General features: G+C 69.1%; 11 protein-coding genes. 4 read left to right on the top strand and 7 right to left on the bottom strand.

The genetic code is table 11. The features are described 5' to 3' along the window. Nucleotides 1-236 precede the first annotated feature (236 nt). Both ACMGFH_RS00260 and ileS read right to left on the bottom strand, forming a co-directional pair. Complete coding sequence (locus tag ACMGFH_RS00260) at nt 237-1,493, bottom strand: Glu/Leu/Phe/Val family dehydrogenase (protein ID WP_415380773.1); 1,257 nt, start codon at nt 1,491-1,493, stop codon at nt 237-239. A gap of 349 nt (nt 1,494-1,842) precedes the next feature. Beyond that, nucleotides 1,843-5,079 (bottom strand): isoleucine--tRNA ligase, encoded by a 3,237-nt coding sequence (ileS, locus tag ACMGFH_RS00255; RefSeq protein WP_415380772.1) that lies wholly within the window; start codon nt 5,077-5,079, stop codon nt 1,843-1,845. A 480-nt stretch (nt 5,080-5,559) separates the two neighbouring features. On the opposite strand from ileS, the gene ACMGFH_RS00250 reads away from it, so the two are divergent. Beyond that, complete coding sequence (locus ACMGFH_RS00250; RefSeq protein WP_415380771.1) at nt 5,560-6,660, top strand: SDR family oxidoreductase; 1,101 nt, start codon at nt 5,560-5,562, stop codon at nt 6,658-6,660. A gap of 12 nt (nt 6,661-6,672) precedes the next feature. Here the strand turns inward: ACMGFH_RS00250 and ACMGFH_RS00245 are convergent, their stop codons facing one another. Next, on the bottom strand, nt 6,673-6,936 hold the full coding sequence (locus tag ACMGFH_RS00245; protein ID WP_415380770.1) for a HalOD1 output domain-containing protein: 264 nt from the start codon (nt 6,934-6,936) through the stop codon (nt 6,673-6,675). 177 nt (nt 6,937-7,113) lie between these two features. Here ACMGFH_RS00245 and ACMGFH_RS00240 point away from each other — a divergent pair, with 177 nt between their 5' ends. Continuing rightward, nucleotides 7,114-7,296 (top strand): hypothetical protein, encoded by a 183-nt coding sequence (locus ACMGFH_RS00240; RefSeq protein ID WP_415380769.1) that lies wholly within the window; start codon nt 7,114-7,116, stop codon nt 7,294-7,296. Nucleotides 7,297-7,377: 81 nt separating this feature from the next. After that, the gene (locus ACMGFH_RS00235; RefSeq protein WP_415380768.1) at nt 7,378-8,067 is read left to right on the top strand and encodes an HAD family hydrolase; all 690 of its coding nucleotides are present in this window, start codon (nt 7,378-7,380) and stop codon (nt 8,065-8,067) included. A 60-nt stretch (nt 8,068-8,127) separates the two neighbouring features. Here the strand turns inward: ACMGFH_RS00235 and ACMGFH_RS00230 are convergent, their stop codons facing one another. After that, nucleotides 8,128-8,934: a 2-amino-3,7-dideoxy-D-threo-hept-6-ulosonate synthase gene (locus ACMGFH_RS00230; RefSeq protein ID WP_415380767.1), complete on the bottom strand. Its 807-nt coding sequence runs from the start codon at nt 8,932-8,934 to the stop codon at nt 8,128-8,130. Nucleotides 8,935-9,108: 174 nt separating this feature from the next. Between ACMGFH_RS00230 and ACMGFH_RS00225 the strand changes: the two genes are divergently transcribed. Beyond that, complete coding sequence (locus tag ACMGFH_RS00225) at nt 9,109-10,635, top strand: hypothetical protein (protein ID WP_415380766.1); 1,527 nt, start codon at nt 9,109-9,111, stop codon at nt 10,633-10,635. A 25-nt stretch (nt 10,636-10,660) separates the two neighbouring features. On the opposite strand, the gene trpA is transcribed toward ACMGFH_RS00225, so the two are convergent. From trpA to trpC, 3 genes are read right to left on the bottom strand one after another with little or no spacing between them, the layout of a single operon-like run. Next, a complete protein-coding gene (trpA, locus tag ACMGFH_RS00220; RefSeq protein ID WP_415380765.1) occupies nt 10,661-11,509 on the bottom strand; it encodes a tryptophan synthase subunit alpha in 849 nt (282 codons plus the stop codon). Then, nucleotides 11,509-12,768, bottom strand: coding sequence for a tryptophan synthase subunit beta (gene trpB / locus ACMGFH_RS00215; protein WP_415380764.1), 1,260 nt, complete (start codon nt 12,766-12,768; stop codon nt 11,509-11,511). The genes trpA and trpB overlap by 1 nt, the downstream gene beginning before the upstream one ends. Continuing rightward, on the bottom strand, nt 12,765-13,550 hold the full coding sequence (gene trpC, locus ACMGFH_RS00210) for an indole-3-glycerol phosphate synthase (protein WP_415380763.1): 786 nt from the start codon (nt 13,548-13,550) through the stop codon (nt 12,765-12,767). Before trpC ends, trpB begins: the two co-directional genes overlap by 4 nt. Nucleotides 13,551-13,731: the final 181 nt, after the last annotated feature.

Raw genomic sequence — 13,731 nt, 5'->3', positions numbered from 1 at the left:
GCCTGATAGACTATATGACCGTTATATCCACACTAAGGTGTATTAACACCCTTTGGCACGTATTATCTCACGAACGAACAGGATAGACACGGTACCTGATCGTAGTTATCGGAAAGTCGGGCCGATGCGATATAAGCTTAGCTCCGAGGCGAGAATGCCGACCGAACGATCGGAAACGCAGATTAAAACAAAACGGCTCGGACGAAGTCGACGAACGCGAAAGTGTCGGTCGCGGGCTACGGCCAGGTGCCGGCCTGTTCGGCGGCGTCGAGGACGCGCTGGATGGCGACGACGTAGGCGCCGACGCGGAGGCTCGGCAGGTCGTGTTCCTCGTAGGCCTCGACGAGGTTCCAGAACTGCTCGACGGTGATGTCTTCGAGGCGCTCGTTGACGGTCTCCTCGTCCCAGTAGAAGCGCTGGCGGTTCTGGACCCACTCGAAGTACGAGACGGTGACGCCGCCGGCGTTGGCGAGGATGTCCGGCACGATGATGACGTCCTTGTCTTCGAGCACGTCGTCGCCCTTGGGGGTGATCGGGCCGTTGGCTGCCTCGGAGATGACGTCGGCCTGGACGCCGCGGGCGATCTCCTCGTCGATGGCGTTCTCGAGGGCGGCCGGGATCAGCAGGTCCACGTCGAGCTGGAGGAGCTCGTCGTTGGTGACTTCCTCGTCGGCTTCGTGGTAGTCGACGACGCTGCCGGTCTCGCGCTTGTGGTCCTTGGCGGCGACGGGGTCGAGGCCGTCCTCGCTGTAGACGCCGCCGCTGGAGTCGGAGACGGCGACGACGTTCGCGCCCATCTCGTCGATGAGCTTCGCGGAGATCCAGCCGGCGTTCCCGTAGCCCTGGACGGCGACGGTGGCACCCTCGACCTCTTTGTCGAGGTAGTCGAAGGCCTCGCGGGCGGCGATGACCGTCGAGCGGCCGGTCGCCTCGACGCGTCCCGCCGAGCCGCCGCTGGAGATGTCCTTGCCGGTGATGACGCCCGGCTCGGTCGTGTTCTCCAGGGTCTCGTAGGTGTCCTTGATCCAGTTCATCTCGCGCTGGCCGGTGTTGACGTCCGGCGCGGGCACGTCGCGGTCCTCACCGATGATGGGGGTGAGTTCCTTCGCGAATGCGCGCGTGATGCGCTCCAGTTCGTCCTCGGAGTAGTCGTCGGGGTCGATGATGATCCCGCCCTTCCCGCCACCCAGCGGGATGCCGACGGTCGCCGTCTTGTAGACCATCCAGCCCGACAGCGCCTTGACCTCGTCGCGGGAGACCTGCGGGTGGTAGCGGATGCCGCCCTTGTAGGGCCCGCGGTCGCCGTTGAACTGCGAGCGGAACGCGCGGAAGACCTCGATCGAGCCGTCGTCCATCTCGACCGAGAGGTTCGTCTCCAGGATCCGCTCGGGGTTTTTCAGCCGATCCAGCATGCCCTCGTCGACGTCGAGGTACTCGGCGGCCTCGTCGATCTGTTCCTGTAGGCTCGCGAACGGGTTTACGTCGGATCCCATACGTGGACAGTCGTTGACTTCTGGTAAAAATAAATCGGATTCGTCCAGTAAAACGCGGCATGGCTGTGGGATTATTATACAGGAAGGGGATTGTGACAATAATAGGTATATAATCACATAATTAGCCGGTCGGAACGGGTGTTCGGCGCGGAGCGATCGGCCGAGTGGCGGCGGACGGAACGGAGGAACGAGCCGAAATCGGCCGGCGTCTGCCGGTCGTCAGCCCGAAGTCTGACGGCCCTTTATACCCGATGGCGCATCACTCGAAGACGCCGGGGCGGCGCACGGTCACACGCTCCCGTTCCCCGCCTCGCAGTGGACATCCCGTCCTCCTATCCTTCCGACCGACTCACCTCGAATCGACAGCGGAGATGGCCGTCGGTTCCATCCCGAGCGTCACCCGCGACTCGGCGACCGTCCACTCGCGCACGAGTTCGTACTCACCGGTCGTGCCGCTCCCGTCTCCGGCGACTGAGAGGTCGTCGACTCGGACGGCGGCGCGCAGGTCATCGGCGTGGTCGGTGACGGCCGCCCGGACCTCCGTGTCGTCGGTGACGACCGACAGCCGGACCCGCTCGTCGACCGCCAGGTCGAGGTCGGCGCGCATCTCCTGGGCGCGTCTCGTCACGTCGCGCGCGAGGCCCCTCCGGCGTAGCTCCTCGGGCAGCGACTCGTCGACGTAGACGGTACCCCCGTCGAAGGGAACGCGGGACACCCCGTCGGGGACGCGTTCGACCACGGAGACCATGTTCTCGGTGACTTCGTACTCGCGACCGCCGACGGTGACTGACAGCGGCAACTCGGCAGCCTGCCGTCCCTCGACGGCGTCGGCCACGGCCGACGCGTCCTCCCGGAACCGCGGCCCGAGCGCGTCCATCTCGGGGACGACCACCCGTTCGCGCGCCGGATACCGGTCGGTGAGCGCGACGCGCTCGGCGTTGCACCGCTCGGCCAGCAGGTCGCGGTGGGTCTCGACCGCCTCCGCGACCGCTCCCTCGGCCGTCTCGACGACCACCTCCGCGACCGGCCAGCGGTGCTTGCGGCCCATCTCCTGGCGGGCAGTCGCGACCGCTCCTTCGACCTCCCGGAGCGCGTCGACGTGCCGGACCAGGTCAGGCCGAGACGGGAGGTCGAGCGCGTCCACTTCGGGCCACTCAGTGGCATGAACCGTCGGTTCATCGGCGTCCCCCGGCCCGTCGAGCGCGTGGTAGAGCCGTTCGGCGAGATGCGGCGCGAACGGCGCGAGTAAGCGGACGGAGGCGGCGAGGACCGTCCCGAGCGTATCGTAGGCCGCCCGCTTGTCCGCGGTCGAATCGGGGGTCCAGACGCGGTCCCGGACCGACTGGACGTAGTAGCGCGAGACGTCCTCGACGAGGAACGAGAGAGTCGCATCGAGTGCGACGTTCGGTTCGCGGGAGTCGAAGGCCTCGGTCGCAGTCTCGACTACCTCGCGCAGTCGGGCGAGGACCCACTCGTCGAGGACAGTCCAGTCCTCGGCGTCGGCTGCGAGCGCGAGCGTCGGTTCGTAGCCGTCCTCGGCCATGAACATCGCGGCGAACCGAGCGACGTTCCACACCACGTCGAAGCGCTCGCGCGTCGTCTCGACGCCGTCCATGTCGGAGGTCATCGTCACGTCCTGGCCCTGCTGTTCGTGGCCGAGCAGGTGCGCCCGTAGCGCGTCGCGACCGTGCGCCTCGGCGACCTCCGGCGGTCGCAAGACGTGTCCACGCGACTTCGACATGGGCTCGCCGTCCAGCAGCGCCCAGCCGTGCATCAGCACCTCCTCGTAGGGCGCCCGGTCCGCGAACGCCACCCCGAGGTACAGCTGCATCAGGAACCAGCCCCGCGTCTGGTCGTTGCCCTCGACGACGAGGTCTGCGGGCCAGTCGTCGGGTCTGGGGTTCTCGCTCGGGCGCTCCCGCAGGCTCGCCCACGACGCGACGGCGGAGTCGAACCACACGTCGAGCACGTCCTCCACGCGCGTCGCGTCCGCGCCGCAGTCGGGACACGGCACCGTCACCTCGTCGACGACCGGACGATGCGGGTCCTCCGGCGCGTCGTCGAGCCCCGCCCGATCGGCCAGGTCCGCGCGCGAGGAGACGACCACGTCGCGGCCGCAGTCGCCGCAGTGCCAGACCGGGAGCGGACTCCCCCAGTAGCGCTGGCGGGAGACGTTCCAGTCCGGCGCGTTCTCGACGGTGTTGCGGAAGCGTCCGTCCCGCGCCTCCGCGGGGTACCACGTCGTCTCGCCGACGGCGTCGAGCAGGTCGTCTTTCAGCCCCGTCACGCCCACGAGCCACTGCTCGGCCGCTCGCATGACGACGTCGGTGTCACAGCGCGGGCACTGCGGGTACTCGTGGGTGAACTGCTCCGTCGCGAGGAGCGCCCCGGCTTCGCGGAGGGCGTCGAGGACGGCCGCTCGACCCTCGCCGTGGACTCGCAGGTCGGCGAACGGCCCCGCCTCCGCGGTGAACCGTCCGGCGAGGTCGACCGGCGAGTACGCTCGGTCGCCGACTCCGAGAGCCCGCGCACGCTCGAAGTCCTCGTGGCCGAATCCCGGTGCGCTGTGAACCACGCCTGTCCCGTCGCCGCCCGTCTCGACGTACTCGGCGTGGGCGACTGTCCCCCGCGGCGTCGGGTGGTCGGGCAGACGGTCCGCGAGCGGGTGGTCGTAGGTCGCGCCGACGAGGTCGCTTCCCGGGAGCGTCTCGGTGACCGCGTAGTCGTCCGCGGGGACGCCGAGGGCGTCCATCACCGCGGGGACGCGCTCGGCGGCGACGTATCGGAGCCCATCAGGTGTTTCGACGACGGCGTACTCCCCGTCCGCGTCGACCGCGACGAACTGGTTGCCGACGACGGTCCAGGGCGTCGTCGTCCACGCGACGAGCGTGCCCGGTCGGTCACGGAGCGCGAACCCGACGTACACGGCGCCGACCGCCCGGTCCTCGTATTCCAGCCGCGAGTCCGAAACGGCCGTCTCACAGCGCGGACAGGTGTTGACGACCTGGTGGCCCCGTTCGACGAGGCCGCACTCGTACAGCGCCGCGAAGGCGTCCCAGACCGTGTCGACGTACTCGGCGTCCATCGTCTGGTACACGTCGTCCCAGTCCATCCACACCGCCAGGTCGCGGAACTCCTCGTCCATGACCGCGCGCTGCTCCTCGACGAACTCGCGGCACTCGTCGACGAAGCGGGCGACGCCGTAGTCTTCGACGGCCTGCTTGGTCTCGAACTCGTGGGCCTGCTCGACGTTCACCTCGACGGGGAGCCCGTGGGTGTCGTAGCCGGGGCGAGCGCGGACCGCGCGGCCCTGCATCCGGTGATAGCGCAGCAGGGCGTCCTTGAGGATCTTCCCCCAGGCGTTGCCGACGTGCATCCGTCCGCTCGTGAACGGCGGCCCGTCGAGGAAGTAGAAGTCCTCGCCGTCGGCGCACCGCTCGGCCGCCCGCTGTTTGGCGTATTCGTACGCGTGACTGGTCTCCGCGGGCGCGTCGACGCCGGGGAAGGCGTCGGCGTCCGTCCAGTGGTCTTTGACCGTCTGTTCGACCGCGTTCGGGTCGTAGTGTTCGGGTAGTCGTTCTGGCATCGTGCAGATGCGTCTCGTCGTGGCAGTTCGCAGGCGGTACGCGACGACTCACCGCGGATCGAACGCTGGTCGGTGTGTCGCCGTCGATAGGTCACGACTCACGGCACGAGCGGGCCCGAACGAGAGCGAGCGCGCGACGAACGCACGGTCACAGCGCCGGACGAGACGGGCGGCGCTGTCGAGTTCGAACGAACCGTCGTGCCCCGAGAAAGTTGGTACTATGCCCCTGACGGGGCAATAATGAACGCCGCCGCGGGCACGACGTGCCGCGTCATTACCGGAGTAATTCGTCTCGGTCGATAAATCGTTTTCGGCGCGGTCGCCCCCGACGCGCGTATTCAGGCAGGGGCATCAACCCGCGCTGGTTCGTTACCTGCTGACACAGATGGTTCGACCGCGTTCTCCCGCCGCCGCACCGGACTGCGCCGAGTCTCGTCCACCGACCGCCCCGGAACCGATCGGAGCCGCGGGGCGGTCGCCGTGACGCCCGACCTGAAACCGCTCGACGAGCAAGTGATGGTCATCACGGGAGCCACGTCCGGCAACGGGCTGGCGACCGCTCGGATGGCCGCCGACCGCGGCGCCTCGCTCGTCCTCGCCGCCCGGAGCGAGAACGCGCTCGACGAGCTGACTCACGAGATCGCCGACGAGGGCGGCGACGCCGTCTACGTCGTCGCCGACGTGAGCGACAGGAACGACGTCGAGCAGATCGCCGCCGTCGCCGAGGACACCTACGGCGGCTTCGACACCTGGGTCAACAACGCCGGGAAGTTCATCTACGGCAGGCTCGACGAGACGCCGGTCTCGGACATGCGCGAACTCTTCGAGGTCAACGTCTGGGGTGTGCTGTACGGCTCGCTCGTCGCCGCCGAACACCTCAAAGACCGTGGCGGTGGGGCGATAATCAACGTCGGCAGCGTCCTCTCCGAGCGGGGGATGATCCTGCAGGGCGCCTACACCGCGTCGAAACACGCCGTCAAGGGGTTCACCGACGTCCTCCGGATGGAACTCGAAGCGGAAGGCGCGCCGGTGTCGGTGACGCTCGTCAAACCCGCCGCCATCGACACGCCATACCCCGAGCACGCGAAGAACTACACGGACAGCCAGGTGACGCTCCCGCCTCCGGTCTACGCCCCCGAGACCGTCGCCCGCGCTATCTGTCACGCCGCCGAAACCCCGGAACGTGACATCTACGTCGGCGGCGCCGCGAAGCACATGGCGCAGATGGAGTACTACGCGCCGGGCCTGCTGGACAAGATCATGGAGAAACTGTTCGTCGGCCTCCAGAAGCGCGACCGCCCGCCGCGCCCGCCCGCGGAGAACGCCTTCGACCAGCCCAGCGACGACCTGAAAGAACGGGGCGACCACGAGGGCCACGTCGCCGAGCGAAGCCTCTACACTCGCCTCGCGACGAGCGGCGTCAACGGGAAGACCCTCGGCGCCGCCAGCGTCGTGGCGGCGGCCGGCTACGCCCTCTATCGCGCCGCTCGGGATGACGAGCGCGGCCGGTCGTCCCGGGAGGCCCGCGGGAGCGGCGAGAGCGAACGGACCCGACGGCGGCCCGTCGCGAAGCGGCGTTGAGGCGGCCGGTGCTCACGCGATAGAGAGGACGACTTCGTCCCCGGTGACAGTGACTGAGTAGCCGTCCATCGAGAAAGACACCCTGGCTCCTCGATTCCGGGCGAGGAACCGATCCATCGAGTCGGCGTCGACGTAGTCGTGCAGCGAGAGCGAGAGCGCCGCGGGGGTCGTGTTCTTCACGTCGGCGAGCGCCCCGACGACGGCAGCGCTCGGCCGCCTGTTCGCCGCATCGTACGTCCGATTCACGGTGACGACCTCGCCGTCGGTCCCAACCATGTTCACCTCCAAACGTATCAGGGGACTTGTATCTTGTTTCGACCGCTCCCGATCTCTCACCGACACGTCAGCGACTCGGGACAACAGAGGAACGGATCGTGGAACACCCGCGTCCCGACCCGCCAGACCCCGGGAATCGCCGTAACACTCTTTCGGAATGCGGACGCACCACCGAGTATGCAGGAGGCCTGGATCCAGCTCCGGTGTCCGGACTGCGACGAACAGTGGGAAGCCAACCCCGCCGACCTCCCCGAGCCCGACGACACGCTCGACTGTAACCACTGCGACGCCACCAGGCGGGTCGCCGAGTTCACGAAGACGACCCGCGACTTCGAGATTCTGGAATCGTTCCACGAGTGAGGGCACGGCGTCGCTGACCCGGTGCGACACTCCCTCACGGCGTGAGAACGTTTAAGCGTGCGCGGTCGGACGCTCGACGGTATGAGCGCGTTCGATGCGGTCTGTTTCGACCTCGACAGCACGCTCTGCGTCTCCGAGCAGTCCGACGCCGAGATCCACCAGGCGGTCTTCGACCGCTGCGGCGTCGACCCGTTCTTCTCGCCCGCCGACGTGCGCGCGGTCGATGCCGCGGAGTTACCGACGGCCGAGAGCGACCGCGAGTTCTACGAGTCTCTCTACCGCGAGGTCTGCGAGTCCGTCGGCGGTGATCCCGCGCACGCGCCGGATCTCGCCGCGGCGACCGTCGAGGTCGTCGACCCCGCAGCCGTCACCTTCCGGGAGGGAGCCCGCGAGGCGCTGGACCGCGCCCGCGAGCGCTACGACGTGGGCCTGATCACCAACGGCGGCGAAGCGACGCAGTCGGCGAAACTCGAAGCGCTCGGCATCGCGGACGCGTTCGACGCGACGGTCTTCTGCGACCCGACCGACGGGGTCGCGCCGAAACCCGATCCCACCCCGTTCGAGCGCGCGCTCGCGGCCCTCGACGCCCCGCCCGAGCGAACGCTCTACGTTGGAGACAGCCACGCTGCCGACGTGGTCGGCGCGCACGAAGCGGGACTCCGGTCGGCGTGGATCCCGCTGGTCCGCCACGACGCGGCCCCTGCCACCGACCCCGACCCGGCGCCGACTCACCGACTCGAATCGATGACCGACCTCGCCGCGGTTCTCTGAGCTAGCGGCCGCTCGTGACCGATCTGATCAGCGGTCGGCAGAAAAGACGGACAGTATCGCTCAGGCCTCGGCGGGAAGCCCGGCGAGTTCGGCGGCCTCGTCGGCGGAGGCGTCGTCGTGGAGGACGGCGGCGACGGCCCGTGTGATCGCCTCGGGGTCGTCGTGCTGGAAGATAGAGCGGCCCATCGAGACGCCGGCGGCGCCGGCGTCGACCGCTCCGCGGACCATCGAGAGCGTCTCGCGGTCGGTGCCCTTCGAGCCGCCGGCGATGACGACCGGGAGGGAGGTCGCCTCGACGACGCGCTCGAACGTGTCGGCGGTGCCGCTGAAAGCGGTCTTGACCACGTCGGCGCCGAGTTCCTCGGCGAGGCGGACGGCGTGGCTCAGGTCCTCGGCGAACAGCTCGGGGTCGTCGTCGCGCACGTCGTGGCCGCGGGCGTAGGCCATCGCGAGCGTGGGCAGGCCGTAGCGCTCGGCCTGGCTCGTGACCTCGTTGAGCTGGGTGATCTGGTCGGGTTCGTGCTCGCTACCGACGTTGATGTGGAAGGAGACGGCGTCGGCCCCGGCGCGAATGGCGTCCTCGACCGTCCCGGTCATCCGCTTGTCGCTCTCGTCCGGGCCGATGGAGGTCGACCCGTTGAGGTGGACGATGTAGCCCGCGTCGTTCTTGTTCGGGTGGACGCGGCCGGCGACGCCGCGCTGCGTGAGGACGGCGTCGGCACCGCCGCGCGTGATGGCGTCGACGGTCGATTCGAGGTCGACGAGGCCTTTCACCGCTCCGAGCGTGATCCCGTGGTCCATCGGGACGACCAGGTACCGCCCCCCTGTCCCGATGCGGGCGAGACGCGCGTCTTTCCCTGCAGTCATGTTGTGTGAGGGTGTGGCAAGTACGGTTATTTGCCTTCCGGTTGCGGCCCGGATTGCACGAGCCACCAGGCCGACCGCGGCGACGTCCACGCGGCTCCTGCCTCCCCGAACCTGTTTTCACTCCTGATATTCCGTGGGGCACAGATATAGCAGACAAATCCCTCAGTTCGGGTAATGAGGGCGCCCGTCTCTCTTTCGATATCGCTGATCTGCGTGCTCGCTGCGGTCGGGGCGCTCGCGACGGCGGGAGCGGCGACTCCCACGGCGGCCGACGACCGGTCGACCTCACTCCGGGACGACGCGTTGCCGGCCGTCGAAAAGTCCGGCCAGGAGACGACCGAGGCGACCGAACCGACGACGAACGTCACCGTGCGGCGGACCGACGAGGGGACGGTGGCGTACGACCTCCGCGTGACTGACCGCCCCGAGTCGGGTCGGCTCTGGGTCGTCCTCCGCGGTCCGGCGACCCTCGTGTCCTCGCCGGGGTTCGACCGGGTGCCCGGCAGTGGAGCAACGCGACTGGTCTCGACGGCGCCGCCAGGGAGCGAAGCCGCGGTGACCGTCGCGGTCAGTGCGAACGCCGCGTCCGCGAAGGAGACGGTCGCCGCGGACGGCTGGACGTTCGGCCGGGTCCCGTTCGTCGAGATCCAGTGGGCGCAGGACGGGTCGATCGAGCGCTCGTGGCCGCTGACCGAGCGGCGCACCCCCGACGCCGGCGCCGCGGCCCTGTTCGGCGACAGGTACGCCGTCGTGGGTGAATACGAGGTGACCCGCCGCGCGACGCCGAACGGGCGAATCGACCTCGTGGTCCCGTCCGGAGGGATGGGCGAAGCGCAGGCCGAACGGGTCGCTGACTCGCTCGCGCGGGCGTCCCGAGACCTCGACGTGGGCGACCGCGGCGACGACGCGCTCGCCTTCGCGGCGCCGGGCTCCGCCCGCTGGGGCGGCGAGTCCGTCCCCGCCCGCGACGAGTTCTGGGTCAACGCGGGGTCCCGACTCGACGACGCCGAGGCCGTCTGGCTCCACGAGTACGTCCACACCCGCCAGTCGTTCGCCCTCGCCGAGAACATGACGTGGTTCCGCGAGGCCAGCGCCGAGTACTACGCCGCCTCGCTCGCCCGCGAACAGGGGCTGATCGACCGCGCGGCCATGGATCGACACCTCGACGGCGCGCCGTCGACGGCGACGCTCACCGATCCCGACAGCTGGGGCAGCGACGCCGTCCCCCAGCGGAAGGGCGGGCGCGCGCTCGCCGTCCTCGACCAGCGGATCCGCGAACAGACGTACGGCCACCGCTCGCTCGAAGCCGTCGTTCGCCGGCTCAACCGCCACGACGGCGTCGTCACCTACGCCGTCTTCGCCCAGACCGTCGCCGAGGTAACCGGGGAGCCCGACGACGACTGGCTCGACCGCCACGTGAACGGCTCGGCGCCCGTCACGGCCCAGTACGGCCCCGACGCGCGGCCGCTCGGTGCCGCCCTCCTCACCGGTCTCGGATCCGGGGAGACGACAGGGGTTGGTATCGACGGCGAGGCGTTCGCCCCGCTCCGCGGCGCGGGCGTCGCCTTCTTCGCGATCGCGACCGGGCTGAGCGTCGTCGCCGGAATCCCGCTGTACGGCGCGCTCCGCCGACTCAAGCGGCGCGAAGGGCACGGGCGAGAGCGGGAACAACGGCTCGAACGCTCGATGCGCTCACCCTGAAACGACGGGAAAATGTTCGGGACGCTCAGTCGGACTGCTCTGCCGCTCGCGTCTCCGCGCCCGCCTGCGCGCCCTCCTTGAGTTCGCGGGCCTTCGACTCCAGGCGCTGGGCGGTCTCGGCGAACGGCTGATCCACGTCGGGGTCGGCCCCGTCGGCGATGATGTCGATCAGCGCGGAACCGACGATGATCCCGTCGGCGCCCGCCGAGACGATGCGTTCTGCGTGCTCGCCGGTCTTGATCCCGAAGCCGACGGCCTTGGGCACGTCCCAGTCGTCGACGCGAGCCAGCGACTCCTCGGTCTGGTCGGAGACGTCCTCGCGCGCGCCGGTCACGCCGAGGCGCGCCTGCACGTAGACGTAGCCCGAGACGTGCTCGCGCATCTGGTCGAGGCGCTCTCCCTTCGTCGTCGGCGCGATGATGAACACCAGATCGAGACCGAACTCGTCGCAGGCCTCCCGGAGCGGCCCGGCCTCCTCGGCGGGCAGGTCGACGACCACGAAGCCCCCGATGCCGACCTCCGCGGCGCGCTCGGCGAACGCCCGCGGCCCGCGCTCGCCGGTCTCCTCGTTCGTGTACTGCGCGACGAGGTTGTAGTAGGTCATGCAGACCAGCGGCACGTCCACGTCCAGGTCCTCGACGAACTCGAAGTACCGCTCGGGGGTCATCCCCGCTTCGAGCGAGCGGACGACCGCCTCCTGGATGGTCGACCCCTCCGCGATGGGCTCGGAGAAGGGTAGCCCGAGTTCGATGGCGTCGGCGCCGCCCCGTTCGAGGGCCTCGACGTACTCCAGTGACTCCTCGTAGGTCGGGTCGCCCGCCGCGACGTAGGGGATAAAGGCGGGCTCGTCGGCGAAGACGCGCTCTAATCCCATCAGATGTCACCTCCGCTCCCGGCGGCCTCGCGCAGCACCGACATGTCCGGGGCCACGTCCAGGTCGCGCTTCTCCGTCTCCTCCAGCACCGTCTCCAGGTCCTTGTCGCCGCGGCCGGAGACGTTGACGATCACGAGGCCGCCGAGTTCGTCGTGGTGTTCTTCGAGGTAGCCCAGCGCGTGAGACGACTCCAGCGCCGGGATGATGCCCTCGTCCTGGGAGAGTCGGTGGAACGCTTCGAGCGCGCCGTCGTCGTCGACGTTGACCGCCTCGACGCGGCCCTCGTCGACGAGGTGGGCGAGCTCGGGGCCGACGCCGGCGTAGTCCAGTCCAGCCGAGACCGAATGGGACTCCATGATCTGGCCGTGGGAGTCCTGCAGGAGCTTCGTTCGCGCGCCATGTAGCACGCCCTCCTCGCCGGTCGACAGCGACGCGGAGTTGGGTGCGACGCCCTCCTCCTCGTCGACCTCCAGCGACGAGCCGCCCGCTTCGACGGCGTACAGACCCACGTCCTCGTCGTCGACGAAGTGGTGGAACGTGCCCATCGTGTTCGACCCGCCGCCGGCGCACGCGATGACCGCGTCGGGCAGGCGGCCCGCCTTCTCTTGGACCTGCTCGCGGGCCTCCTCGCTGATGACGGCCTGGAAGTCCCGGACCATCCGCGGGAAGGGTGCGGGGCCGACGACCGACCCGATGACGTAGTGGGTGTTCTCGACCGTGGTCGCCCAGTCGCGCATCGTCTCGGAGATGGCCTCCTTGAGCGTCCCGCGGCCCGTGGTGACGGGATTGACCTCCGCGCCGTTGATCTTCATCCGGAAGACGTTGGGCCGCTGGCGCCGGATGTCGGTCTCGCCCATGTATATCTCGCAGGGCATGTCGAGGTGCGCGGCGGCCATCGCCGTCGCCGTGCCGTGCTGGCCGGCGCCCGTCTCGGCGATGATCCGGTCTTTGCCCATGTACTTCGCGAGCAGGACCTGCCCGAGGGCGTTGTTGAGCTTGTGCGCCCCGCCGTGGAGCAGGTCTTCGCGCTTGAGGTACACCTCGGTGTCGTAGCGCTCCGAGAGCGACTCCGCGTGCTGGAGCGGGAGCGGTCGGCCACCGAAGTCGGCCAGTCGCCGCCGGAACTCGTCCATGAAGCCGTCCTCGTTGTCGAGGACGTAGCGCTTGTAGGCGTCGGTGAGCTCCTCGATGGCCGGCATCAACGACTCCGGCACGAACTGTCCGCCGTACTCGCCGAACTTCGCGTCGTCCGTACTCATGATTGGATATCCCGTTCCGCACTCGCGAAGCGCCGGGTGTTCTCCGCCACGTCCCCGTCCATGATCGCCGAACCGATCAGGAGCGCGTCGGCGCCCGCCTCGCGCATCGCCAGCGCGTCGTTCCTCGTCGCTATGCCGCTCTCCGCAATGAGGGTGACGTTTTCCGGCACCTCAGGGGCGACTCCCTCGAACGTCTCCAGGTCGACCTCCAGTTCCGCGAGGTCGCGGTTGTTCACGCCGACGATCTCGGCGCCCACGTCGAGCGCGCGCTCGACCTCTCCGGTGGTGTGCGTCTCGACGAGCACCTGAAATCCCCGGTCGCGGGCGGCCTCCAGCAGGTCCCCCAGATCGTCGGTCCCCTCCTCGTCGAGGAAGCGGACGATCAGGAGCACGACGTCCGACTCGACCGCGTCGAGTTGCGCCTCGCGGACCACGAAGTCCTTGCGCAGCACCGGCACGTCCACGGCCGCACGGACCCGTTCGAGCGCGTCGGTCGACCCGCCGAAGTGCTCGGGCTCGGTCAGCACCGACAGCGCCGCCGCGCCGCCGTCGACCATCTGTTCGGCCAGTTCGACGGGGTCGTCCCTGCGCTCGCCGTCGGTCGTCGGACTCGTCGGCTTGACCTCCGCGATTATCGGGACCCGGCCGTCCGCCTCGGCCCGGTCGAAGGCTGCCGGGAGCGAGCGCGCGTCGACGGCGACGCGCTCGCCGCCGCCCGAGCGCTCGCGGGCCGCGTCGAGTATCGACCGCACCTTCGGTGCTATCTCACCATCAGTACTCATTGATGTCCACTAACGGACAGAGTTGTACATAAGAGTTGCGCCATGGGGTCGACCGAGTGAGACGCGGTGGCGCGCGCTGTCGCGCGCTTTCATGCGCGCGACGTAGCCGTGCGAGGGATGAGTAACGCAGGAGCTTGCGACGAGTAACGCAATCGGCTGGGGAGGCGCGTGGCTGTCTGCG

Source organism: Halosimplex rarum (genome assembly GCF_047715405.1).
GTDB classification, from domain to species: domain Archaea; phylum Halobacteriota; class Halobacteria; order Halobacteriales; family Haloarculaceae; genus Halosimplex; species Halosimplex rarum.
This window is presented reverse-complemented; position numbering and strand designations above follow the sequence as displayed.

Bases quoted from the DNA above. Each gene is read 5' to 3' on its own strand.
- ACMGFH_RS00260 (WP_415380773.1), bottom strand. From the start codon at position 1,493: ATGGGATCCGACGTAAACCCGTTCGCGAGCCTACAGGAACAGATCGAC.
- ACMGFH_RS00230 (WP_415380767.1), bottom strand. From the start codon at position 8,934: ATGACTGCAGGGAAAGACGCGCGTCTCGCCCGCATCGGGACAGGGGGG.
- ACMGFH_RS00235 (WP_415380768.1), top strand. From the start codon at position 7,378: ATGAGCGCGTTCGATGCGGTCTGTTTCGACCTCGACAGCACGCTCTGC.
- trpA (WP_415380765.1), bottom strand. From the start codon at position 11,509: ATGGGATTAGAGCGCGTCTTCGCCGACGAGCCCGCCTTTATCCCCTAC.
- ACMGFH_RS00245 (WP_415380770.1), bottom strand. From the start codon at position 6,936: ATGGTTGGGACCGACGGCGAGGTCGTCACCGTGAATCGGACGTACGAT.
- ACMGFH_RS00225 (WP_415380766.1), top strand. From the start codon at position 9,109: ATGAGGGCGCCCGTCTCTCTTTCGATATCGCTGATCTGCGTGCTCGCT.
- ileS (WP_415380772.1), bottom strand. From the start codon at position 5,079: ATGCCAGAACGACTACCCGAACACTACGACCCGAACGCGGTCGAACAG.
- ACMGFH_RS00240 (WP_415380769.1), top strand. From the start codon at position 7,114: ATGCAGGAGGCCTGGATCCAGCTCCGGTGTCCGGACTGCGACGAACAG.
- trpC (WP_415380763.1), bottom strand. From the start codon at position 13,550: ATGAGTACTGATGGTGAGATAGCACCGAAGGTGCGGTCGATACTCGAC.
- trpB (WP_415380764.1), bottom strand. From the start codon at position 12,768: ATGAGTACGGACGACGCGAAGTTCGGCGAGTACGGCGGACAGTTCGTG.